General features: G+C 69.8%; 17 protein-coding genes and 1 pseudogene. 8 read left to right on the top strand and 10 right to left on the bottom strand.

Annotated features, from left to right (window positions below):
- Positions 1-360 precede the first annotated feature (360 nt).
- The 4 genes from ABTZ99_RS32945 to ABTZ99_RS32930 all read left to right on the top strand — a co-directional run bounded on the left by ABTZ99_RS32945 (position 361) and on the right by ABTZ99_RS32930 (position 4,424).
- A complete protein-coding gene (locus ABTZ99_RS32945; protein WP_499616837.1) occupies positions 361-2,241 on the top strand; it encodes a condensation domain-containing protein in 1,881 nt (626 codons plus the stop codon).
- Positions 2,242-2,352: 111 nt separating this feature from the next.
- Positions 2,353-3,153, top strand: coding sequence for an aminotransferase class IV family protein (locus ABTZ99_RS32940; protein ID WP_499616835.1), 801 nt, complete (start codon positions 2,353-2,355; stop codon positions 3,151-3,153).
- A gap of 244 nt (positions 3,154-3,397) precedes the next feature.
- Positions 3,398-3,721, top strand: coding sequence for a hypothetical protein (locus tag ABTZ99_RS32935; RefSeq protein ID WP_499616833.1), 324 nt, complete (start codon positions 3,398-3,400; stop codon positions 3,719-3,721).
- A 322-nt stretch (positions 3,722-4,043) separates the two neighbouring features.
- Positions 4,044-4,424 (top strand): hypothetical protein, encoded by a 381-nt coding sequence (locus ABTZ99_RS32930; RefSeq protein WP_499616830.1) that lies wholly within the window; start codon positions 4,044-4,046, stop codon positions 4,422-4,424.
- A gap of 321 nt (positions 4,425-4,745) precedes the next feature.
- Here ABTZ99_RS32930 and ABTZ99_RS32925 read toward each other — a convergent pair whose 3' ends face one another.
- Positions 4,746-5,186: a hypothetical protein gene (locus tag ABTZ99_RS32925; RefSeq protein ID WP_499616827.1), complete on the bottom strand. Its 441-nt coding sequence runs from the start codon at positions 5,184-5,186 to the stop codon at positions 4,746-4,748.
- A gap of 1,036 nt (positions 5,187-6,222) precedes the next feature.
- Here ABTZ99_RS32925 and ABTZ99_RS32920 point away from each other — a divergent pair.
- Together ABTZ99_RS32920 and ABTZ99_RS32915 are read left to right on the top strand one after the other, a co-directional pair.
- Positions 6,223-7,130, top strand: a pseudogene (locus ABTZ99_RS32920) (IS5 family transposase).
- A 122-nt stretch (positions 7,131-7,252) separates the two neighbouring features.
- Positions 7,253-8,719: an NF041680 family putative transposase gene (locus ABTZ99_RS32915; protein WP_499616824.1), complete on the top strand. Its 1,467-nt coding sequence runs from the start codon at positions 7,253-7,255 to the stop codon at positions 8,717-8,719.
- An 8-nt stretch (positions 8,720-8,727) separates the two neighbouring features.
- On the opposite strand, the gene fabG is transcribed toward ABTZ99_RS32915, so the two are convergent.
- From fabG to ABTZ99_RS32870, 9 genes are read right to left on the bottom strand one after another with little or no spacing between them, the layout of a single operon-like run.
- Entirely contained in the window at positions 8,728-9,432 is a 705-nt protein-coding gene (gene fabG, locus ABTZ99_RS32910) for a 3-oxoacyl-ACP reductase FabG (protein WP_498783717.1), read from the bottom strand.
- Positions 9,433-9,455: 23 nt separating this feature from the next.
- A complete protein-coding gene (locus ABTZ99_RS32905; protein WP_499616821.1) occupies positions 9,456-10,643 on the bottom strand; it encodes a cytochrome P450 in 1,188 nt (395 codons plus the stop codon).
- 38 nt (positions 10,644-10,681) lie between these two features.
- Complete coding sequence (locus ABTZ99_RS32900) at positions 10,682-12,670, bottom strand: carbamoyltransferase family protein (protein WP_499616818.1); 1,989 nt, start codon at positions 12,668-12,670, stop codon at positions 10,682-10,684.
- Between the two features lie 18 nt (positions 12,671-12,688).
- Positions 12,689-13,732, bottom strand: a complete 1,044-nt coding sequence (locus tag ABTZ99_RS32895; protein WP_499616815.1) for an LLM class F420-dependent oxidoreductase — start codon at positions 13,730-13,732, stop codon at positions 12,689-12,691.
- A gap of 19 nt (positions 13,733-13,751) precedes the next feature.
- Positions 13,752-14,963, bottom strand: coding sequence for a cytochrome P450 (locus ABTZ99_RS32890; RefSeq protein ID WP_499616812.1), 1,212 nt, complete (start codon positions 14,961-14,963; stop codon positions 13,752-13,754).
- 5 nt (positions 14,964-14,968) lie between these two features.
- Complete coding sequence (locus ABTZ99_RS32885; protein ID WP_498783727.1) at positions 14,969-15,229, bottom strand: acyl carrier protein; 261 nt, start codon at positions 15,227-15,229, stop codon at positions 14,969-14,971.
- Between the two features lie 34 nt (positions 15,230-15,263).
- The gene (locus ABTZ99_RS32880; RefSeq protein ID WP_499616809.1) at positions 15,264-16,979 is read right to left on the bottom strand and encodes an acyl-CoA dehydrogenase family protein; all 1,716 of its coding nucleotides are present in this window, start codon (positions 16,977-16,979) and stop codon (positions 15,264-15,266) included.
- Positions 16,976-18,679, bottom strand: coding sequence for an acyl-CoA dehydrogenase family protein (locus tag ABTZ99_RS32875; protein ID WP_499616806.1), 1,704 nt, complete (start codon positions 18,677-18,679; stop codon positions 16,976-16,978). The genes ABTZ99_RS32880 and ABTZ99_RS32875 overlap by 4 nt, the downstream gene beginning before the upstream one ends.
- Positions 18,676-20,451 (bottom strand): fatty acyl-AMP ligase, encoded by a 1,776-nt coding sequence (locus ABTZ99_RS32870; protein ID WP_498783733.1) that lies wholly within the window; start codon positions 20,449-20,451, stop codon positions 18,676-18,678. Before ABTZ99_RS32870 ends, ABTZ99_RS32875 begins: the two co-directional genes overlap by 4 nt.
- A 659-nt stretch (positions 20,452-21,110) precedes the next feature.
- On the opposite strand from ABTZ99_RS32870, the gene ABTZ99_RS32865 reads away from it, so the two are divergent.
- Both ABTZ99_RS32865 and ABTZ99_RS32860 read left to right on the top strand, forming a co-directional pair.
- Positions 21,111-22,484 carry a condensation domain-containing protein gene (locus tag ABTZ99_RS32865; RefSeq protein ID WP_499616803.1) on the top strand — a complete coding sequence of 458 codons (1,374 nt, stop codon included), beginning with the start codon at positions 21,111-21,113 and terminating at the stop codon, positions 22,482-22,484.
- Positions 22,484-23,862, top strand: a 1,379-nt coding sequence (locus tag ABTZ99_RS32860) for an ATP-binding cassette domain-containing protein (RefSeq protein WP_499616800.1), incomplete at its 3' end; no start/stop codon positions are given. The genes ABTZ99_RS32865 and ABTZ99_RS32860, both read left to right, overlap by 1 nt.

The following is a 23,862-nucleotide window of genomic DNA, read 5'->3' as shown; positions in this document are numbered from 1 at the left end:
TTCTTGTCGGTCGTCACCCAAAGGGCGGGAAGAACTGACGATGACCTGGCGCGCCGACCTACGCAGCTGACGAATGGTTGAGGCTTGCACCCTCCCAGCCATCTATGGTTCGCTGATGTTCGCTGTCGATGTTGCCGACGCGTCCACCGCGCCACTATTCGGCGTTCGCCGACAGGGACAGCGGCGGGACAAGACGGTTCCCGTTTTCGCCGACACACCGCTCCGCACTTGCGGTGGTGTGGAGTCGCGTGCGACCGGCGAAGCCCGCACGTGTTGAACGAGCAACTCGGCGCCGCGCCGGCATTCCCTCTTCCCCGCCCGGCGAGGGCGTCATCTTCCGTCCAGAACAGGGGTAGCGGCGTGCGAGAAGAACTGACGAACTTCTCCGGCGGGGTGCGACGCGCCGGACCACTGCAGTCGGGCATCTGCCAGTTGGAGTGGATGTCCTACCGGTCCGGCGCCCACGGGCTGTTCCCCAACATCTGGCGCGTCGTCGCCGTACCCGAGGGTTTGCCGGACGAGGCGGTGAGCGCGGTGGTGGGCGACCTGCTTCGGCGGCACGAAGTGCTCCGGACCACGTTCGACGCCGACGAGGCCGGGCGGCCACGGCAGAGCGCGCACGAAACCGTCCTGGCGACGCTGCCCCGCCTCACCGACGAACACTCCCGCAGCCGCTTCGTCGAGACCCCGTTCGACGTTGCGGCCCAACCCCCGATCCGGTTCGGCCGCACGGCGAACGGCGACCTGATCTTCGCGGTGGCCCACATCGCGGCCGACGAGGCGGCGGCCGAGACCCTCGTCGCCGAGCTCACCGAGCTGCTCGCGGCGCGGCACCAGCGGCGACCCGCCCGGCTCGGCGCCGACGTGCCGCAACCGATCGACCGGGCGCTGCACGAGCGGGGACACGGCCGGCCCCGCGTCGAGTCCGCTCTACGGCACTGGACCGGCACGCTGCGGGACTTTCCGGCGTCCGCCCTGCCGGTGAGCCGTGGCCGGCCCGGAGCCGATGTGGTGTTCGCGGACCTCGAATCGCCCGCCGCGACCCGAGCGCTGGCGATCCTGCACCACACGTACGCGGCGTCACCGGCGTCGGTCTTCATCGCGGCCGTCTACACCGCCTTGGCGATCCAGTACGACCGAGCGCAGCTCGGCTTGAGCCTGACCTGGTCGTTCCGGGAACTCCCCGACACCGGCGAGATGATCGCCTCGGTCTTCCGGGACATGCCCCTGCTCGTCGACGTCGGCGGGCAGCCATCGTTGTCCGAGGTGCTGCGCCGGGTGCGGAAGGCGATCCTCGTCGGCGGTCGGCACATGGGCTTCGACGTGCTGGAGTTCCACGAAGGCGCGGGACGGGTCGAGGCCGAGCGGGGCACGTTCCTGGCGGGTCCCGAAGCCGTCAGCTGTCGCTTCGACGGCATCGACTGGGAGGCTTCGCACCCCGGCGTCGATCCGCGCGCCCTGCTGACCCGCTCGCGGGTCACCGTCGGCCGGATGAACGAGTTCCACAACCTCTGCAACCTGTTCGTCAGCGCCTCCCCCGTCGAAGGGCGGCTGCAGATCCACGCAGCCATCGACGAGGCCATCGCGGGCGACCGGGACGTGGTGGGGCTCGTCCGACTGATCGAGGCGATCCTGGTGCACGCTTCCGGCGCCGGTGACCTCGCCTACCCGGAGGCCGAGGCCCTTGCCCCGGAGCGCTGGCGGCCGGGCGCGCGCTGGACCCGGATCGGCGGCGTCTGGGTGGACTTGGACTTCCTCGCCGACCGCCTTCGCGAGCATCCGGCGATCCACGGCGCCGAGGTCCGCGAGGACCAGGGCGTGGTCACCGCCCATGTCGACGCCGACCTGGAACCGTGGGAGCTGCGCGACTTCCTGCTGTCGACCGACAACGGCCGGTGCGCCATGGCGAGCCCGCACCACTTCGTCGTCCGTCGGGCGGACGGGCGCACGGTCGCCGGTTCGGGCGCCCAACGACCCGCACGGGCACCGCGAGGCCCGGCCGAGCAGGCGCTCATGCGCGCGGTGGCGGAGGCCAACGGATTGGTCGGTCTGACCATGGCCGGCACCTACCTGACGGTCGGCGGCCGCCTCCACCACGGCCCCCGCGTGCTGTCCCTCCTGTGGGACAACGGGTTCGACGGCATCTCGGTCGCGGACCTGCGCCGGCCGACCAGCCTCGTGGCGCTCGCCGGACGACTGCGGGTGCGGTCGTCCATTCTCCAACCCGGAGGTGGTGCGTGACCCTCAAGGACCTGCCCGGGGAACGTTCGTGATGTCGCGCAGGAGTCGCCGGCCGGCCCACCTGGGTCGGGTCGTCGGCGTCGCGGACACGACCCGATCGGAGGCTCGTCGATGGGAATGCTGACCGGCGTGGAGCTGAACGGCGCCTCTGCCACCATCGACCAGGTCAAGGCTCTCGCGCTGACCAACTACGGGCACTTCACGTCGATGCTCGTGGAGCGCGGCCGCGTCCGCGGCCTCTCCCTCCACATGCAACGGCTGTCACGGGACTGCCGGCAGCTCTTCGGCACTGATCTCGACACCGACCGCGTCAGGCAGCACGTCCGCCACGCCCTCGGCAGCGGTGGTCCTACGACCGTGGTTCGCATCACCGTCTTCGATCCAGCGCTCGACCTGGGCACCATCGGTCACGACGCCACACCTCACGTGCTGGTGACCACGCGGCCCGTCGGTTCCGGCAGTGGGTCGCCGTTGCGACTGCGATCCGCGTCGCATCAACGCGAGATGCCATCGGTCAAGCACATCGGCCTGTTCGGCGCACTCCACCAACGGAGGACGGCGCAGCGGGAAGGCTATGACGACGTCCTCTTCCTGAATCCCGACGGGTCCATTTCGGAGATCGCCACGTCGAACATCGGATTCGTACGATCCGGCCGCGTCGTGTGGCCCGAGTCGGCGTGCCTCGCCGGGGTCACCATGACGTTGCTCAACCAAGCCCTCGATGAGCCGGTAGCCACCGAATCGCTGACTCTCGGCGACTTGGAGGGCATCGATGCCGCCTTCGCCACGAACGCGGCCACCGGCGTCCGAGCTGTCGCCTCCGTGGACAGCACCACTTGGTCGTCAACCGTCAACCCGGTGTTAGGCGGGCTGCGTGACCTGTACGCCGACATTCCCGCCGAAGTCGTGTAGCCGGCCCGTGTCGAGCCGCGGCCGGGCTGCGAGAGGTGGACGGGTTCTTGTCGGATGAGGTTGGAAAGGCTCACTGTTCCGCCCTGCGGACGTGCCGGCTCCCGACGTCACCCGAAGGTGTGCCCGACTGCTCGCGGCCGACCAACGTCGGGCATCCGACACCGCCCCTGTTCGAGCCGGGCGGAGCACCGGCCTCCAGACCACTACTTCGAGTGATGAAACGTGCACGGTCCCGGCGCTAACCTTGGTCGACTACTGCTTCGACAGCACTCTCGCCGGTGACGCGGAACCGCTCAAGGTGGCCTCGCCGAGGAGGTTGCGCGCCGAGGCGACCCCGGCGATCACCGACCTGCTCCACGAGATCAAGTCGAAGGCCCGGCACGCACGGATCGTGGTGCTGGGGTACGCGCCGATGTTCGAGCCGGACACCGACTGCACCGGAATGATCAGCAAGCAGGAGAGCAACTGGTTGAACGAGATGGCCGGCCTGATGCGCGAGTCGGTGCAGGCCGCGGTGGCCGCGCTGCATGTCCGTCGACGACACCGGCGAATCCGGCGAGCCGACTGAAGTGGTGTCGAGGTGGTACCAGAAGAAACTCCGGCGACCCGGCCACCGGCCGGTTCTCCTACCAGCCACACAACTACCCCCGGAAGTCCGCAGCGAGTGGCGGGCGGTCGCGGCGGGTGGGGTGACCTCGTGGCGGGACCCGCGGACCGGGTCCGACTGCTACGGCGGCGGTCTGGAGGTCCAGGGCGACCCCGAGTTCTACCTGGACCACTACCCGATCTGCTGACCGCTCGGCCCCCGGCCGGGACGCCCACGGGATTCCCGAGCCGGTACCCCTGCCGACGACGTAATCGAGAACAACGACCAGAGGAGTGGGATTTTCATGTTCGCCAAGACCGCCCGACTCGCCGCCGCCCTGTCCCTGGCGGCCGCGGCCACCGCGACGGCGACCGGAACCGCCGCCGCCGAGACCTACTGCCAGGACATCGGCAACGGGAACTTCTGCATGAGCGTCGACGGCACCCCCGAGGAGGGCACCCTCGTCACGATGACGTACCACAAGGAGGAAGGTAATCCGATCACCATCCGGTTCGCGTGGTGGTACTACGCCGGTGACACCTCCTACAGCGGCTGGCTGCCGGCTGCGGCGGGCGATCGCCTCGTCTTCTACGACTCGGCAACTTACGAATGCGTCTACGGGAAGATGGAAGTGCAGGGAGGCCCCACGTACTACCTCGATCGGAACCCGATCTGCCCGGGGTGACCGAACACGGCCGGCCGCCGAAGGCGCGTCCGAGAGGACTCCTGACCATCGGCGGTTCCTCGACGGCCCCGACCCGCGCCGGTACCGCCTGAACCTGGTCCAGGTCGGCCTGCGCGGCAACGTCTCCGCGGTGGCCGCCCAACTCGACGGCGCCATGCGCGGCTCGACCCGGACCGTCCACAGTGACACCCCGCTGCCGCAGTTCCTGCAGTAGCCCGGCCCAACTACGAGTCAACGACAGAGGGCCGTCCGCGCAGTGCGGAGGGCCCTCTGTCGTTGATCGACGGCGAAATCAAGCCGCTGAGACGACTTCAACGTTGGTCAGGTGCACGTCTGCCGGGCAGGCGACCAGATCGCGAAGCCGTACCCCTGGACGTGGACATTCGACCAGGCCCGCATCACCGCGTCGCACGGTCGCTGCTGCGTCGGCGCGAAACAGGCTCGCGTGAAGCCGCCGTTGAGCGTGCTGGAAAGGCAATCCCGGTCGTAGGTGAGGACCCCATTCACGTAGAGGACCACGTTCGGTGCCGCGAGGGAAACTGCCGAGCTGCCGTGATTGGCGACGATCGCCACGGCCTGCGTGGCGTCGCCGTTGACGACCACGCACGACTTGACGGTGACATCGTGTGTTGGATGGCTGACGGAGGTGCAGTGGAACTTGTTGGTCTGCGTGACCTCCTGCCAGTACGGATCGGCGCTCGCGGTGCCGCCGAGCACGAGGAACGAGCCGGCGAGGGTGAGCACCGTCGCCAAAGTCTTCACCAAACGGATCGCTGATCCTCCTTGGAACGCCCATTGCGTGAAATCGTCCCCGAACGCGGGTCCCGATCCACGCGGATCTCCGGAAGGCTGACGAGCCGGGAGTGGACGCCGGGGCTTGGTGCGACAGCGCCCCGCCCCCGTGAACTACCTGTGCCGCCGAGGTGCCGGTTCTCGTGGGCAGCTTTGCTGCACCGACGCCGTGGCCCCCACGCGATCCCTCTCGTCCCGCCTCGTGGAAGGCCCGTCCCTGAATGCTCTTCAGCACTGGGACCCGAAGCTGTCAGGTGAACGCCTGACAGGACAGGCGCCCGACGGAAGCTGTTCGTCGGCCTGCACGGTTCCAGTCCCGCCGGGCGGCCGAACGAACCGGCCGACGCGGCGCGCGGGTTCCTCACCGCCCTCGGCGTCGACCCGGACGTGCTTCCGGCGGAGCTGGACGCGCTGGCCGCCTCCGCCGAGCAGGTCGTGCCGCCCGCCACCTGCCTTCGGACCTCCTCGCCCGCGGCGAGGCCCGTGCTCTGCCGGCCGCACGCCTCGGCGGCCAGCGCATCGAATCCGAACCCCGGGTGACCAACCCGGTCCCGTGCTTTCGTTGTTCGAGCCCCTGCCACGAAGGCCACGACATCACGGACGCGGACTCCGGCGACGGACTCGTGGACGCCAGAGCGTGTTGACCTGCGAAGCGACAGTCCACATTAGACCGCACAGGCAAAGCGGCCTCGCCCTGGCTGTTTCCCGGCGGACAACCGGGTCGGACCACTACCAACTGGGCGGTGTTCCTGTCAGTTCGGAGCCATGAGCCTGGCCTCCGCTCGCACCTACGACCGGTTGGCCGACGTGTTCGAGCGGGCGCAATGGGTCGGCGACACAGCAGCCCGCCGAGGCACCTCGACGGCACCGACCACCTCACCCACGCCGAGCAGAACTAGCGCGTGTTTCAAAGGTGAGGTGACCGGCGGCGTGTCGGTGGCCGAGATGTGGCGAGGTCTCCGGTAAGTGGGTTAGCGACCAAGCAAACCCGAACACCGGAGACCTCGTGGCCGGCGTAGCGGCAGCGGGGCGGGCCGACCTGACCGACGCGCAGTGGGCTGTGTTGCAACCGCTGTTACCCGTCGGGAAGAAGCCGGGTCGTCCGCCGAAGTGGAGCAAGCGGCAGTTGATCGACGGCATCCGGTGGCGGGTGCGCGTCGGTGCCCCGTGGCGGGACGTGCCTCCCGAGTACGGTCGTTGGCAGACCGTGTACGGGTTGTTCCGGCGTTGGCAGCGGGCCGGGGTCTGGCAGCGGACGGTGACCGCGTTGCAGGCCCGCGCGGACGCCGCCGGGCTGATCGTGTGGGACGTGAGCGTGGATTCCACGATCATGCGGGCGCACCAGCACGCCGCCGGTGCCCGCAAAAGGGGGATCTGCAGGTCGAACCGCCCGACACCCCGCTCGGCGGGGCCGAGCCCGACGATCACGGGTTGGGGCGGTCGCGGGGCGGGTGGACCAGCAAGCTGCACCTGGCCTGCGAGCAGGGACAGCGTCCGTTGTCGCTGCTGGTCACCGCCGGTCAACGGGGTGACAGCCCGCAGTTCACGCCGGTGATCGAGCGGATCTCGGTGCCGCGGGTCGGACCCGGCCGCGCACGGACACGACCGGACCGGGTCCTGGCCGACAAGGCCTACAGCTCCCAGGCCAACCGCGCCTACCTACGCCGACGCGGGATCAAGGCCACCATCGACCAGCCCCGCGACCAGGCCGCCCACCGCAAGGCCAAAGGCCCCGCGGGCGGACGGCCACCCACGATCGACCGGGAGATCTACAAACAGCGCCACGCCGTCGAGTGCGGCATCAACCTGCTCAAGCAGCACCGGGCGGTCGCCACCCGCTACGACAAACTCGCCGTCCGCTACCAGGCCACCATCGACATCGCTGCCATCAACATCTGGCTACGCCACATCTGAAACACGTCCTAGCTTGAGTTTTAACCTTCGGGCGGTGTTCGCCTGCCCCTGTTGATCATGGGTGCAGCCCTTGGTCGATCATTCCTTCTTGCGACAGTTGGAAGATCGACCAGAGGGCTGCGGTGATCAGTGTGCCTCACGCCGGTGGCAGGCGTGTCGACGGGGAGTTGTCGGGGTTCCGACGCGAGTTCTACGGGTGTCTGACCCGACGGGCGGATGCGTTGTTCGAGCTCGGTGACGCGGTGTTGTGTGCCGACGGGCCGGTGCGGTCGATCGCGGAGTTGTCGCTGGTAGGCGAGCATCGTCGTGGTCATGGCAGTGGGTATGCCGCGTTGGCGCGCGGCGGGATCGACATCGCGCGGTTGCGGACCGCGCTGAGTACGGTGTCGATCCCGCGTGCGGCGGACGGGCGGTTGGTGTTGGCGGTGGACGTCACCAGCTGGCTGCGCCCGGAGGCGCACACCGGTCGGCAGCGGATCCTGTGTCACACCTACGGTCGCGGCAAGGACCAGCACATGATGGTGCCGGGTTGGCCCTACTCGGTGGTCGTGGCGCTGGAGTCGGGGCGTGGTTCGTGGACCGCGCCGTTGGACGTGGTGCGGCTGGAGCCCGGTGACGACGCAGCGGCCGTGACCGCGGTCCAGGTTCGGGGTGTGGTGGACCGTCTGATCGTCGCCGGGCACTGGCGGCCCGGGGATCCGGACATCCTGCTGGTCGCGGACGCCGGCTACGACGGGCCCCGCCTGGCCCACGTGTTGGCCGATCTGCCGATCACCGTGGTGGTGCGGATGCGTTCGGACCGGGTCCTGCGCCGACCGGCGCCGCCCCATCCGCCCGGCACCCTGGGCCGGCCACGCCGCCACGGCGGCGAGTTCGCCTTCGGCGACCCGGACACCTGGGGCGAACCCGACATCACCACCCGCACCGAGACCAGGCTCTACGGTCCTGCCCTGATCCGGGCGTGGGACCGGTTGCACCCGAGACTGACCCACCGCATCGCCTGGGCCTCCCACGCCGGGAACCTGCCGATCCTGGAAGGCACCGTGATCCGCCTGCAGGTCGACCGGCTGCCGTCCGGGGCGTTCCCGAAACCGGTGTGGTTATGGCACTCCCGCACCGGTCTCGACCACGCCGCGGTGGACCTGTCCTGGCAGGCGTTCCTGCGCCGGTTCGACATCGAGCACACCTTCCGCATGCTCAAGCAGACCCTGGGCTGGACCACTCCGAAACTCCGCTCGCCCGAGCAGGCCGACCGGTGGACCTGGCTGCTCATCGCCGCCTACACCCAACTCCGGCTGGCCCGCCGGTCGGCAGTCGACCTACGCCGTCCCTGGGAGAGACCTCTTTCACCCGAACGGTTGTCCCCGGCCCGAATCCGGCGAGGGTTTCGGCACCTACGCCCGCACACCGCCTGCCCGGCAAACGTCCCGAAACCCTCCCGACCGGGCCCCGGACGCCCGGCCGGAGTGCCCAACACCAAACCGGCACCGCGCCACGACGTCCACACCGCCACCAGCACGAACGCACAGAAACCAAAGCAGCACAAGAAGACGAAGTCGACCACCCCACGACCCCGCCGAACAGGTTAAAGCTCAAGCTAGTGGCCCATGCCGAGACCACCGTCGACCGGGATCACGGCACCCGTGATGTAGGCCGCGTCCGGGCCGGTCAGGAATGTCACCACTCCCGCGACCTCGTCCGCGGCCGCGTCCCTGCCGAGCGGCACCATGCCGAGGATCTCGGCCTTGCGCTGCTCCGAGAGCGGCGCGGCCATGTCGGTGTCGACCAGGCCCGGCGCGACCACGTTCGCGGTGATCCCGTGCGGGCCGAGCTCACGCGCGAGCGACCTGGCGAGCCCGACGAGACCTGCCTTCGAGGCGGCGTAGTTCGCCTGGCCGGGCCATCCGTACAGTCCCACCACGGAGGAGATGAAGACCATCCGTCCCCGGCGCATCTTCATCATGCCGCGCACGGCGCGCTTCGCGGCCCGGTACGCGCCGGTCAGATTCGTGTCGACCACGTCGGTGAACGCCTCTTCCTTCAGGAAGGCGAGCATGTGGTCCGACGTGATCCCGGCGTTGGCCACCAGCACCTCGACCGGTCCCTGCTCCTTCTCCACGGTCCTGAACGACGCGTCCACCGATGCCGCGTCCCGCACGTCGCACCGCACCACGGACAAGCCCTCGACCGGTTCGCCCGACCGTGAGGTCACCGTGACGCTGTCGCCGCCGGCGGCGAGGCGCCGCGCGATCGTCAGCCCGATCCCTCGGTTGCCTCCTGTGACCAGTACCGAACGCCCCACGTTCCCATCTCCTGTCGTCATCGTCATCGTGCGCCGGCGGTGATGGGCAGCGCGGCCCAGCCGGATATCGTGTGAGAGTGCAGCCGCACCCCTGGCCCGGCCGGGGCGAGGTCGGTGAATCGGCCGAACAACTCGGCGAAGAACAGCTTCAGGGTTTCCCTGACGACGGAGTTCCCCACGCAGTAGTGCGGTCCGATGCCGAAAGCCAGGTGCTTGTTCGGCTGCCTCCGGACATCGAAGGTGAACGGGTCCGCGAAAACGTCCTCGTCACGGTTGGCCGAGGCAAGCCAGACGACGACCGCCTCACCTGCTTTGACCTGCCGTCCCCGCAGCGTCACGTCCCGAACGGCGTACCGCATGAAATGCGTGTTGGGCGTGGCCCAGCGCAAGGCCTCCTCCACCCCACTCCCCAACAGGGACGGATCGGCAGCCCACTGGTCCAAGGTCGCCGTCCCCATCAGGTCGGCCAACGTGCTCGCCGGGACCTGGGAGATGGTCACGCTGCCGCCGAGCAGCAGGCTGTAGCAGTTCGACACCACCTCGCCCTGGTTCAGCGGGCGACCGTCCCACACCGTGCCGATGAGCAAGCTGACCAGGTCCTCACCCGGATGGGCACGACGGTGGCGCACGATGTCGTGAAAGTAGGCGAAGAGCTCGCGGTGTGTCGCCTCGAGCACGGCTTCGGCCGCACCTGCCCGTCCGAAGAGCGGGTCCTCGGGCGCGACGGAGGCGATGCTGAGCTCGGCCAGGTGGGGCCAGTCCTCGGCCGGCAGGTCCATGAGGGTGCCCATCACCGCCACGGCCAGCCCTCGCATGTGCGCGGCCAGGTCGTAGGACGTTCCGTCGGCCAGGCTCGCGAGCGTGTCGCGCACGATCTTCCGCAGGCGCTCGTGCATCGACAGCACCGGCTTGGTCCCGAGCGCCCGCTGCATCGGCATCCGCAGCGTGGTGTGCCGGGGTGGATCGGTCGCCACCAACTGCTTGCCACCAGCCGGGTCGTCCCGGCCGAGCAGGTACAGCAGGGTTCCGCGCTCCGACGTGAACGCCGTGGCGTCCCGGAGCACCTCGGCGGCCTCGCGGTACGACGTCACGGACCAGAACGCGCGTCCGTCGGGCAGGGTCTGCCGCATCACCGGCGACTCGCGGCGCAGACCGGCCCAGAGGGCGTGCGGTGCGCCTCGGCCGTGGAACGCGGGATCGACGAGTGCCATGGCGTCAGCGGCGACCGGCCACCGCGGGGTGTGCGTGTTCACGGGGCCGGCCGAAGCGTGATGAACCGCTGCTGCCACAGGGCGTGCAACTCGTGCCTGACGTCCTGGTCGATGCCGCGCGAACCAGCGAGGGATCGCAGGGTCCGCACCCCGTCGGCGGACGCCAGCAGGGTGAAGAGATCGAGGGAGACCTCCATGGTCGCGCCTTTCGTGTGGTCCAGGGAGATCTCGCAGGAGACCTCGCGTCGGCCTGCCGCGGTGTGCCTGATCCGCTGGCTGAGGCGGGTGACGGGCCGGAGTCCGGGGGCCAGGTCGTCGAAGGCGAGCGTGACGTCCCCGCGCCGGCGCACCAGGAAGTCCTCGATCACGAGGAAGTCCAGCTCGGTGGTGAGGAAGCAGGTGACGGCGTCCTGCGTGGTCTGCACGATCGGCTCGGCGTTGTTGTTGAACGACGTGTTGAGCAGCACGGGCGTACCGGTCAGCTCGCCGAACCGATGAACGAGGTCGTGGAACCGCCTGTTCGACGCCGGGTCCACGACCTGGACCCGGGCGCTGCCGTCGATGTGCGTGACGGCTCCCAGCTCCGCCCTTCGATCCTCGCGCACGGCGACCACGAACGACATGAAGTCGTAGTTGGCCCGGGTCGCCGGCAGCACGAAGTAGTCACCGGCGGCCTCCGGCGTCACGACCGGCGCGAACGGCCGGTACGCTTCTCGCTTCTTGATCATCGCGTTGATGCGCCGCTTGTTGTCCGCGGGCCGCGCGTCGGCGAGAATGCTGCGGTTGCCGAGCGCACGCGGGCCGTACTCGGAGCGGCCCTGCGCCCAGCCGAGCACCGCACCGTCGGCCAGCAGCCGTGCGGCGGTCGCCACGATGTCCGGCGGTCGCTCGTACTCGATGAGGTCACCCCAGGAGGCGAGCTCCCTTTCGACCTCGGCGGGGGTGCCGAGGTCGGGCCCCACGCTCGCGGTGCGCATGCGGGGCTGTCTGCGTGGGGCTGCCCCCAGCTGCAGAGCGGCGGCCAGGGCGGCCCCCTCGGCGGCCCCGGCGTCGTGCGAGACCGGGTGAACGAAGACTTCCCGGAACTTCCCCGAGTCGAGGATGCGTCCGTTGAGGGTGCTGTTGTGCGCTACGCCACCGACGAAGCAGAGGTTCTTCAGCCCCGTCTGGTCGGCCCAGTGGCCCAGGACGTGCAGGGCGATCTTCTCCAGCGCTTCCTGGAGCGCCGCGGCGAAGTCCTTGTGCGCCTGGGTGAACTCCTCACCCTTGCGGCGGGGTGACATGCGGCTCGGGGTGAAGTGCCGGAGCGTGAAGTCGCCGCCGTCCTTCAGGTCGTACAGGGAGCTGAACATGTCCCGGTAGGTCGCGGGGTCTCCGTAGGGCGCGAGCCCCATGACCTTGTACTCGTCGCCGAGCCCGTACCCCAGCACTCGGGTGTTCGCCAGGTAGAGGCCGCCGAGCGACTGCCCGAGACCATAGGTGGCGAGGCTCTCCAGGTGTCCGTCCCTGCCGCGGAAGATCGTCGTCGAGTGCTTCTCACCGCGGCCGTCCATGACCACCACCAGCGCGTCCGTCATCCCCGAGCGGAGGTAGGAAGAGATGCCGTGGGCCACGTGGTGCTCGGTGAAGACCAGCGGTCTGTCCGACACGTCCACCCCGAGGGCTTCCGCCAGCCGAGCCATGACGAGCTCACGCGCGGTGGGCACGGGAAGCTGCGGCCGGCCGGAGTAGATCACGCGGAGCGACTCGTCGAGCAGGTCCTCGGCGAAGAAGTGCCCGACCGCGGCGATGTCGGACGGCGACACCCCGGCGACGTCCAGGCAGGCGCGAATCGCGTTGATCGGGAACTTCGTGGTCTTCTTGATCCGGTTGAACCTCTCCTCCTCCACCGCGGCCACGAGTTCGCCGTCCCTGATCAGGCAGGCGGCCGCGTCGTGGAACGCATCGTGGAAGAACGCCCCCTCCATGTTGGGCACCAGATCGGTGTCTTCGCCCGAGAAATGCCCGCTCAGGCCAAGTACGAGCATGCTGCACACTCTCTTTTCTCAGTCGGGGTCTCGGAGTCCGGCCAGGTCCCGCGCGTGCACGGCGGAACCGAGCATCGCCAGCCGTTCGGCAGCGCTTCCGCCGAACGGGGACACCGTGAGGGTCGTGACACCCGCGGCGGCGAACGCGCGCATTCGTGACGCGATGCGGGAGACCGGTCCCAGTAGCGAGGTGGCGTCGATGAAGTCGAACGGCACGGCCGCCGCGGCGCCGGCGAGATCTCCGGTGAGGTAGCGCTCCTGCACTTCGGCGGCCTGCTCGGCGTACCCCATCCGGCGTGCGAGCTGGTTGTAGTAGTTGTCTTCCCTGCTTCCCATACCTCCCAGGTACACGGCCGTGTACCAGCGCACGGCGTCGGCGCAGGCGCGGACGTCGTCGCCGACCACGATGGGGGTCATCGACACCACGTCGGGTGCGCGATCCGCGGGGGCACGGGCACGAAGGTCGCCGAGCAGCTCGGGCGCGAACTCGGGCGCGAAGAACGAGGCCAGCCAGCCGTCCGCGATCTCGCCGGTCAGGCGCAGGCTCTTGGGGCCGATCGCGGCCAGGTAGACCGGGATCTCGTCCTGGGTGGGTCGAATGCTGAGCGTCAGGGGTTTTCCCGGACCGTCCGGCATCGGCAGCGTCCAGTGCTCACCGGAGTACGTGAGGAGGTCCCGTCGCAGCGCCGTGCGCACGATCTCCACGTACTCCCGGGTGCGGCCGAGCGGGTCGGCGAACCTGACGCCATGCCACCCTTCGGACACCTGGGGTCCGGAAACGCCCAGGCCCAGCCGGAACCGCCCGCCGGACAGGTTGTCGAGGGTGGCGGCCGTCATCGCCGTCATCGCCGGGGTCCGAGCGGGGATCTGGAAGACCGAGGATCCCACCGCGATCCGCTGGGTGCGCGACGCGATCCACGAGAGGACGGTCGCCGCGTCCGAGCCGTACGCCTCCGCGACCCAGCACACGTCGTAGCCGAGGCGGTCCGCCTCGCACGCCAGTGCCAGACCGTTCGCGGCGTAGCCCGCGCCCCAGTAACCGATGTTCACGCCGAGCTTCATGCTCGCCTCTCCCCCACCGTCATCGCAGCGTGGCCGGGAGTGCGTCCAGGCCGAAGGTCAGAGAGCCGTCGCGGTAGCGCACGGCGGTGTCCGGGGCGAGCCGGGCGGCCGGGAAGGACTCGAAGAACGCCGGGAGCACGGTGCGCATCTCCAGGCGGGCCAGTGGGGCGCCGAGGCAGAAGTGGATGCCGTGGCCGAAGGCCAGGTGCCGCGCTTCCGCACGCCCCGGTTGGAACTCGTCGGGGTCCGGGTACCGGCGCGCGTCCCGGTTGGCGGCCGCGAAGGAGCACAGGATGCGGTCCCCTGCCTCGATCGTGGTCCCGGCGACGACGGTCGCCCGCCGCGCGGTCCTGGGCAGCGAGAAGTGGAACACGGTCAGGTACCGCAGCAGTTCCTCCACTCCCCGGACCAGCGACTCCTCGTCGCGCAGCACCGTCTCGCGGTGCTCTGGGAACTCCAGGAGCAGCAGCAGGCTCTGCGCGATGAGACTGGCCGTCGTCTCGTGGCCGGCGAGCAGCAGCAGGTTGCCGGTGGCGACGAGTTCGGCGTCGCCCACGCTCGAACCGTGGCGAGCGATCAGCGCACCGAGCAGCCCGTCACGGTCACCCGGCTCACGCCGCAGCCGCGCCACGAGGTCGCTCATGTAGGCCTGCATCTCCGCCCGGTTCTCCGCCCTGGCCAGGGCGGGCAGGCGGGTGTCGATGGCGATCGCGCTACGTCGGCAGAACTCGTCCCGATCCGTGGGGGGCACGCCGAGCAGCTCGGCGATGACCACGGCGGGGACCGGCTGGGCGAACGACGTGACGAGATCGGCCCGCTCCTGGCCGCGGAGCCCGGCCAGCGCGTCCCGGGTCGCGGCGGCCACCACTGCCTGAAGGCCCGCGACGCGCCGGGAGCTGAACTCCGCGGACAGCAGGCCACGTAGCCTGGTGTGCTGCGGGGGATCCAGCCCGAGGAGTGATCCCGGACCCGTTGGCGAGGCGTCCCCGCCCGGTCCACCGGCCGGCAGGCGCAGGACGTTGCTGAACAACGCGGGATCCCCGAGGACCTCGTGGATGTCCGCGGGCCGGGTGATCAGCCAGGTCCGTCCCCGTCCAGGGGTGACCATCGGCATCGAGATCTCCACGATGCCGCCCGCCGCGTCGACCGCCAGCAGCTCCGGTGACGGGTGCAGGGGTCGGTGGGGGTCGCGGCGCATCGCCAGCGGGGAAGGGCTGCCTACGTCGGACACCGCCATCAGGTGGTCGCGATCTGGGTGGCGAGCGCCGACGACAGCGCGGCAACGGACGGGTGGTCCCACATCATCGTCGCCTCGACGGGGATACCGAGGTGGTCCTCGATATCGGCGACGATGGCCAGTGCGTACAGCGAGTCGACGCCGTAGTCGGCGAGCGGGGTGTCCACATCGATCTCGGCGGGCTCCCGCTTCAGGTGCGTGGCAAGGCGTTCGACGAGCCAGACGCGGAACTCGGCCTCGTCGAAGTCGGCGGACACCATGGTGTTTCCCCTCTCTGGAACGGAATCGGGCGCGTCACGGGCGTGCCTGGGCCGTGAAGCCCAGGCCGCGCCGTGCGGTCGTGCGGTGGGCGGCCTCCTCCACGAGGAACTCCGCCAGTTCTGCGGGCAGGCTCCTCGGTCGGTTCCACGCCGCGTTCCTCAACCTGTGCAAGACGGCCGCGAGCCACCGCTGATCCGCCGTGAAGGTCGTGGTGTCCACGGCGGCGGTTGTCCGCCGCCAGGTCTCGAAGCAGGCGCTCGCCACCAGGACCCGGACGTACCGGGTCACCAAGTCGTAGCTCCGCGGATCCGCGGCGACTCCCAGCGAGGTGACGTCGAGGTCCCGGCAGCGTTCGGTCAGGACCCGGTGCTCAGCCGCGAAGAACTCCGCGGCCTCGGCGACGTCCGGGCGGAGCAGGCCCGGCCGGGATGCCGCGAGGCCCGTGGTCAGGGCCCCCGAGAGCCCTTCCCGGCCGGCAGCGCTGATCGCGAGGGCGTGGAAGTCCAGTGCCGGCAGGGTTCGGCCGGCGACGAACACCTCGTCCGGGACGACGCCGGGTTCCGCCCAGCCACGCCGGGCCAGCAACGGGAGCTGGGAGAGCAGCGACACCTGGCACGCGGCGCGGGCGGCGTGCCCGAAACCGGCGGGCTGGACGTCGCGGAGGAGCTTCTGGAAGATGGCGGCCTCCCCGTCGCGCACGTAGAAGTGGGCGCCGAGAACCTCCGACAGGTCGTTCATCGCGTCGATGAGGATCTTCGACACGAAGAACTTCACCGCCTGGGCGTAGATCGCGGTCTCGCCGGGGAGCACGTGCAGTGCGCGGGTGGCCACGGACGCGAGGCAGTCGGCCGCGAGAAGATCGGCGTACGCGCCAGCGATCACCGATCGCACGTGCGGCATGTCGACCACCGGACCGCCGTACAGCCGCCTTCTGGTCGAGTGACGAAGTGCGACCTCCAGCCCGGTGTCCAGGACGCCGCAGAACATCGACACCAACGTCGTCCTGGTGATCTGGAACGAGCGCAGTGCGGTTTCCAACCCGGACCCCGGTCGCCCCATCAGCGCCGAGTCCGGCACCGGGCAGTCCCGGAACTCGATCCCGCCGAGTTGGACGCCGCGCATTCCCATGGTTCGGAACCGCGGGAGGTAACCGAAATCGCCGCCGTCGAGCGACGCCTTGTCGATCAGCAGCTGGGAGTGGCTCCGGGCGCCCTGCCGCGCGGCGGTGCGAGCGAAGAGCACGAACGCCTCACTGCGCTGGATGTTCGTGACCACTTCCTTGCGGCCGTTCAGCGTGATCCGGCCGGGCTCGAGACTGGCTCGACACTCGGTCTCCGCCATGTCGTTGCCGTGGGACAGCTCGTGGTATGCGACGGCGATCCGACCACCGGAGAGGAGCAGGTCGGCGGCGGACCGCTGTTGTCGAGGGCTTCCCGCGGTCCAGATGTTCACGCCGGCGATGAGCGAGCTCGCGCCGTACCCGAGCCCGAGGCAGGGGTCGCGGCGGTAGACCGAGCGCATGATCTCGACCAGGTCGTCGAGGCGGTCCAGTCGGCCGCCGAGCCGTGCCGGCACGAACTCCGCGTTCAGACCGAACTCCGTGAGCGCCTGTTCACCGGGCCCGAACATGGTCTCGGCCTCGTCCGCGTCGAGGATCCGGTCGAAGCCGAGGGGGTTGCCGGGCTCGAACGGGTCGCCGAACTCGTGCTCGAGGCGGGCGAGCCGCCGCGGACCGGGAGTCGGGTTCACAGCGGTGTCACCCCGGTTCCGAACAGTGCCGGCACCGGCCCGCCCGCCGCCGCGAGCAGGTGGTCTGCCAGCGCCTCGAACGCGTCGCCGTGCGTGTCCGCCGTCCCAGATCTGTGGGGCAGCTTCTCTTCTATCACCGCGAGGGCGCCGCCGAGCCACAGTCCCGCGGCCCACAGGGCGTCGCCGTCGCCCGGACGCGGTTGGCCCCGCGTCCACAGGTGGCACGCGGCCGCTGCGGCGAAGCAGAGCTCGAAGTCACGCGCGACGTCGAAGGCTTCCTGGGGGATCCGGTGTGGCTCCCAGGACTGCTCCGCCATGCGAGCCCTGGTGATGCGCAGCGACTCCCGGGCGGCGGAGGCGGCCGCCGCAATCCGTTCCGGTAGTTCGCCGGCCGCGGCTTGGCGCGCGATGACGTCGCAGTCGGCGTCGAGCCCATCCACGAGGGAGCAACGACGGGACAGCACGCTCAGGCGTGCCGCGCCCAGCGGCTGGGTCTCCTCCGCGAGGGGACTCCCGTTCCCGCTCGCGCCGGGAGCCGTTCTGGCGAGCAGGGGGAAGTGCTCGATGAGCTGGTTCCGGCACACCGCGGTGCCGCCGTCGAAGATCGCGACGATGCGATGATCCCGGTCCAGTTTCTGGAACGCCCGGTACGGCTCGTCCGCGGACAGGAAGCCGCGCAGTCCGAGGACCTCGCCGACCGCGGAGATCGCTTCCTGGCAGAGCTCGGGGACGAGCGCCTTCACGACTGCCGAGACAACGGCCATCTCGCCGGGCGCGGTCGCCGCGAGCCGCGCGGCGGCGAAGACGACCGCCTCGGCGACGTGCAGTGTCGCCACCGCCCGTCCCAGTTCGTGCCGGATGTTCGGGAGGTCCGCCAGCCGCTTGCCGTAGAGAGTTCTGCGGCTCACGTAGTCCGCGCCGAGTGCGATCGCGTGCTCCACGGCGCCGAGCGACAGCCCGCAGCAGACGGTCCGGGTCAGCTGCAGGGCCTTCAGCGTCGTCTCGATGCCCGTGCCCGGCGCGCCGATCAGCGCCTCGGGACCGAGCTGCGCCGCCGCGAACGCGATCCCGCTGATGTCCGCTCCGCGGATGCCGTGTGTCGCCACCTTGGGCAGCGCACTCCACGTGCGCGGATCGGCTTTGCGCTTGTCGAACAGGAACAGGCTGAACCCGCGCGCGCCACCTTCCGGCCGGGTCCTGGCCAGCACGCAGACCAGGTGCCCGCGCGTGGCGTTGTTGATCAGCCACTTCTCGCCGGTCAGGCGCCAGCCGTCCGCGGTCGGTTCAGCGCGGACACCGCCGGCCAGCAGGTCGCCGCCGTGCCCGCGCTCGGTGAGTCCCCATGAGACGACGGCGCCGTCGAGGATGTCCGCGGCCAGCCGCTCGCGCTGGTCGGCGTTGCCGGCCAGCCATACGCTCACCGCTCCCAGGAACGTCTTGGCGTGCCCGACGGCGATCGTGATGTCCCGGCGGGCGAGGAGCCTGATGAACCAGGTCAGGTCGAGCAGTCCGCCGGGCCCGCGATCGAGGTAGAAGCCGGCGGCTCCCACCTCGTCGAGGAACTTGGCCGCGTCCTCCGGGAACGCCTGCCGGTCGTCGAGGGAGAGCAGGTCCTCCTGCCACAGCGGGCCGCCGGGGACCTCCGCCGCGGTCAAGGCCTCCTCGATCCTCGCCGGCGTGCCGCCGATCGCCTCCTTCATGCGGCCGTCTCCGGCTCACCGAACGGGATCGACGGCTCGACCGATGACCACAGCGGGGCCGTCTCCCCGGCCAGGAACGCCTTGCGCACGGCCAGGCGCTGGACCTTCCCACTCGTGGTCCGCTGCACCGTCCCCCGGCGGACCAGTTGCAGCCCGCTGATGGTCACGCCGATCTCGCGCGCCACGGTCTGCCTGATCTCCGATGCGATGACCTCAAGGCGGTCCGCCTTCACGCCGGGCCGGATCTCGTGGACCAGCGCGACCAGTTCGGCGCCGTCGACACCCGGCACCCCGAAGGCCGCGCCGAACAGGCCGCGCAGATCGGGGATCTCCTCGCGGACGAGGTGCTCGATGTCCTGCGGGTAGAGGTTCCGTCCACGTGTGATGAGCAGTTCCTTGATACGACCGGTGACGAAGAGCTCACCGCCGTCGAGCACCGCGAGGTCACCCGTCCGCAGGTAACCGGAACGACCGTCCGCGGTCGTGCCGTTGAAGACCCGTTCGGTCTCCTCGGCGTTTCGCCAGTAGCCGGTTCCGATGCCCGGGCCGCGCAACCACAGCTCGCCGACCCGTCCCTCCGGGCGCACCTCACCGGATTCGGGATCGACGACCAGGGCGTCCAGGTCGCGCACCGACCCGCAGCTGACCAGCTCACGAGTGGCCGACGGGCGCTCGCCGCCGCCGGCCTCGGCCAGCGTTCCCCCGGCCAGGGCCGCGTCGTCGACCCGGCGGACCACCGGGGTGCGGCGGCCGGTTCCCGAGACGAACACGGTGGCCTCCGCGAGCCCGTAACAGGGGTTCAGCGCCTCGGGGCGCAGCCCGGCCGGTGCGAAGCGCTCGGCGAAGGCGGCGAGGGTGTTCGCCCGCACCGGCTCGGACCCGTTGGACGCGTACCGCCAGCGGGACAAGTCGAGGCCCGCCAGCTGCTCATCGGTCACCGTCCTCGTGCACAGGTCGTAGGCGAAGTCGGGGCCCGCCGACCAGTCGAGGTCGTGCTCGTCCACCAACTCCAGCCACCGCACCGGCCGCTTGAGGAACGCCGTCGGGCTCATCACGGTCACCGAGCTGCCCACGTACCACGCCGGCGTGATGAGCCCCGTCAGCCCCATGTCGTGGTAGTGGGGAATCCAGGAACCGAACTTGGTCGTCGCGGTCATCCCGAACGTCGACACCAGGGTCGCCGCGTTCTCGACGATGTTGCGATCGGTCAGCATCACGCCTTTGGGGCTGCCGGTCGAGCCCGACGTGTACTGCAGCAGAGCCAGCGAGTCGGCCCGACCGTCGAACCGCGGCGCCTCGACGAGTTCTTCCTCGTCGAGCGGCATCACCAACACCGGGAGACGGTCCTGGCCGGAGATCCCGGCGAAGGCCTCCACCTCGGCGCGAACCGTCGCGGTGGTGAGGACGGCGCGTGGTTCGGCGTCCTCCGCGATCGCCGACACGCGCCGCTGCTGGTGTTTGTAGCTGCCCGGCAGCGGTGACGGGACCGCGACCACGCCGGCGTAGAGACAGCCCAGGAACGCAACGGCGAAGTCGACACCGTCGGGGAAGAGCAACAGTGCCCGGTCCCCCGGCACGCAGACCCGGCCGAGCGCGGCGGCCACGCACCGTGCGCGGAGATCGAGCTCGCGGTAGGACAGTGCGGTGGTGCCGTTCGGCGTTCCCGGATCGGTGACGTGGGCGACGGCCAGGGCATCCGGCCGGGCGGCCACGTGTTCCCGGATCACCTCGACGAACGGGGAGAGCACGGTGGTTCGAGAAGGCAAGGACATCAGCGAGCCACCACCTCACGGGGCAGCCCGAGGCCTGAGCGGATCGCCATGAGTCCTCCTTGCTGTCTTCCGGAAAAAGGCGGGATCGGAGATCACGGCCTGGAAACGCAATTCACCCGACATGTCAGGCACGGCTCGACAGGCAGTCACGTGGGGAGTCTTCGAGGAGGACGGATCTCGGCATAGAACCCATCCACTGAGGACTCGACGTCCACGTCCGCCATTGTCCGATACAGGCGAAACGCCCGTGTCAGGAAGACTGCCTCGGCGAGTTCATCTCAGCGCACGAGACACCATGAGCTGCCCCCGGTATCGAAAGTTGCGATGTCTACTCTCGATGTTTCGAGATCGAGGCTAGGGATCTCCGCGCTGGCATGTCAAGGCGGTTCGACGGTGAAGAGTCCGGCGCGCACGCATCTGGCCGCACAGCTTGGGTTGACGGCCGCTGAGCCTCGGTGATACCGTCGTGAATCGGGTCGAAAGTTTCGGACCCAGGGTTCGCATTCAGCTGGTCGACAAGGGCGCTGTTATCCAATGGACCGCTCACGCTCCCGGCGATAATCTGAAAATTAATTCGACACTGGACAGCTGCCGCATTGACGAGACGGCGAGGTGGAGGGTTACCGTGCACAACCGACGGCCAGTCGAGCGGGTCGCCGATGGATGAGCCCTCGGTCGCGCTCCTGGCCCAGCCTCGCCCGGTTCACTTCGCACACTGCTCGCGGCGTTCCGGGGACATCGGCTGGGCGCAACAGATCCAGTGGAACTCGATCAACGGACTGGCCGAGCGCACCAGCGCGAGTTACGACATCTGCCTGAGCGTGGAGGTCCCGGCTGGTACCACCGTCGACGACTTCATCGCGGCCATAGGCCGCCTGGTGAGCCGACATGAATCCCTTCGCACGAGATTCCACATCGTCGACGGCCGCCTCGTCCGCCAAGAGGTCGTCGGCAGCGGGTTCGTGGAGGTCACCCAGTACCACGTGCGCACCGGTCACACGCCCACGGACGAGCTCCTGCGGAACCGGGTCGGCGCCGAGGTGCTCGACATCGAGAACGGGCACACGTTCCGCGCGGGTTTCGTCGCCGCAGCCGGAGAGGTGACGCATGCGGCCTTCGACGTCTCGCGGATCGTCGCGGACGCGGGTGCCTGCGAGAACGTGGTGTCGTCATTCACTTCGGAGCTCCAGGCGGTGAAGAGCGGTGCGTCCGCGCGACCGGAACCGGTCTTCCAGCAACTCGACCAGGTCGAGTGGGAGGCCGGCGTGGAAGGGCGGCGCGCCGAGCACCAGGCGTTGAACTACTGGCGGGAGAAGATGGCCATGGTTCAGGCGCTGCCCCGGCCTCCCGTTCTCGACGGCGGAACCGTCCGCTCCGTCATCGTGTCCGCCGAACCAGTCCTGCGTGCCGCCGATGACATCGCACGGATGTTCGGAGCCAGCTCCTCCGGTGTCATCCTCACCGCTTTCCTGCGCGCTGCCGCGCAGACCCTCCGACTGGACACAATCGGCTGCTACCTGCATTCGTCCAACAGGTCCGACCCGGCACGCCAAGGCTCGATCACCCGGCTGAAGAACCTGACCGTCCTCGTGTGGTCACCTGGCAGCACCGACCCCCGGTCCGCGGTGCGCGAGGTGTTCCGGAACTCGCTGGAGGCCTATCGCCACGCCCAGTCCCCCGGTGCGCTGTTCCTCCCGCGACTGGATCTGGCGTCGGAGAACACCCCGTTCATCCACTTCAACGACGTGCGCTCGATCGTCCCCATGGACGGGCTGAAGGGAGCGGTCCACCAGATGGGTCCCAGGGCAGCGGTAGATGCGGCAAAGCCCGTGATGAAGGAGACCGCGCCGGGTTATGCGGCTGGGCCCACCCTCAACCTCGGGGTCGGGGCGATCCAGGGCGCTTCCCGGGAACCGATCCTGCGGGTCGAGACCAACCTCCTGCGCACGGAGGGCATCTCGCTGCTCCTGGAGCGCATGAACAGCTTCCTCGCCAGGGCTGTCCTCGTGCCGTCCGCCGGGTCGCAGGCCTGATGCCGACGGACAGCCTGGCCGACCCGCGGTTCACCCTCGGCGCGTTCCGCCCGTCCGCGTTGCGCGAGATGGCCACCGAGCGGGTCAAGCTGCTGCGCTTGTTGCGGCACGCCGGTGTCGGGACAGTGGCAACGCTCGTCGGTGCGCAGGCGGTCGGTGTGGCGACGGCCGCGTTGGGTGCTGTCTCGACGGGTTGGCTGATCGGCGCGGTCACGCAGAGCGATCGGTTCGCGCAGGTGCTCGGGCCGCTGCTGGCGGTCGTGGGGATCATCCTGGTCGACCGCGTGGCCCAGGTCGCGCTGGTGCTGCCGTCCGCGCTCGCGGCACGGCGGGTGGACGGAGCGGTGCGCCTGCTGGTGCGCCGGATCGCGCTGGCGCCCGAGGAGATCGGGCATCTCGCCGACGCGGAGTTCCGTGACGACGTCGAGCGTGCGTGCGATCTCGGCGTCGGCTGGCGAACCCGGTCTCCCGGCAACGCGGCGGTCGGCCAGTTGACGCTCGTGTTCCGGGTCGTCACCGGTCTGGTGTCGGCCGCGGTCCTCGCCGTGCACTTCCCGTGGCTCGCGGTCGCCCTGTTCGCGGTCTCGCTGTTCATCCGGATGCTCACCCGCCGGCAGTGGATGTGGCTCGCGGCCATGGACGACTCCCGAATGAGCGAGCACCGCAAGGCGCAGTACTTCGCCGGGCTGCTCACCGAGGCCGGACCGGCCAAGGAGGTTCGGCTGTTCGGGCTGGCGGACTGGCTGCTCACGCGGTTTCGAAGCGCGAACGTCGCCGCGCGCAGCCCGATGTGGGAAGCCCGTTCATCCGTGCTGAAGCGCCAGGGCCTCACGTTCTCGCTCACGGCCGGCAGCGCCGCCGTGACGTTGGTCGTGCTCGGCGCTTCCGGGCAGAGCCCGGCGACGGTGGCGCGCTGCATCGTCGCGGCCTGGGTGGTGATGGCTCTGACCAACCTCGGCCAGGAGGCCTTCGACATCGACTACGGTGTGGCGGCCGTGCGCGCCCTCGACCGGATGGCCTCCCGGCACGCTCCGTCGACCCGTGGCTCCCGACCGCTGGTGTCGACCGGCCGTCCCCCGCACGTGCGCTTCGAGAACGTCACCTTCACCTACCGAGGCACCGGCCGGCCGGTGCTCGACAACCTCTCGCTCGAGATCCGGCCGGGCGAGACGCTGGCCATCGTCGGCGTCAACGGCGCGGGCAAGACGACGCTGACGAAGCTGTTGGCCGGGCTCCACCACCCCGACTCCGGGCGCGTCCTGGTCGACGGCGTCGACCTGCGCGAGCTCGACCTCCGGGCGTGGCGCGCACGGATGACCGCGCTGTTCCAGGACTTCATCCACTACGGGACGACCGGTGCCGACAACGTCGCGTTGTC

Origin of the sequence: Actinosynnema sp. NPDC002837 (genome assembly GCF_040295345.1) — a bacterium.
Lineage (GTDB): Bacteria > Actinomycetota > Actinomycetes > Mycobacteriales > Pseudonocardiaceae > Actinosynnema.
Note: the sequence above shows the minus strand (reverse complement) of the source record. Positions and strands in the feature narration are given on the sequence as shown.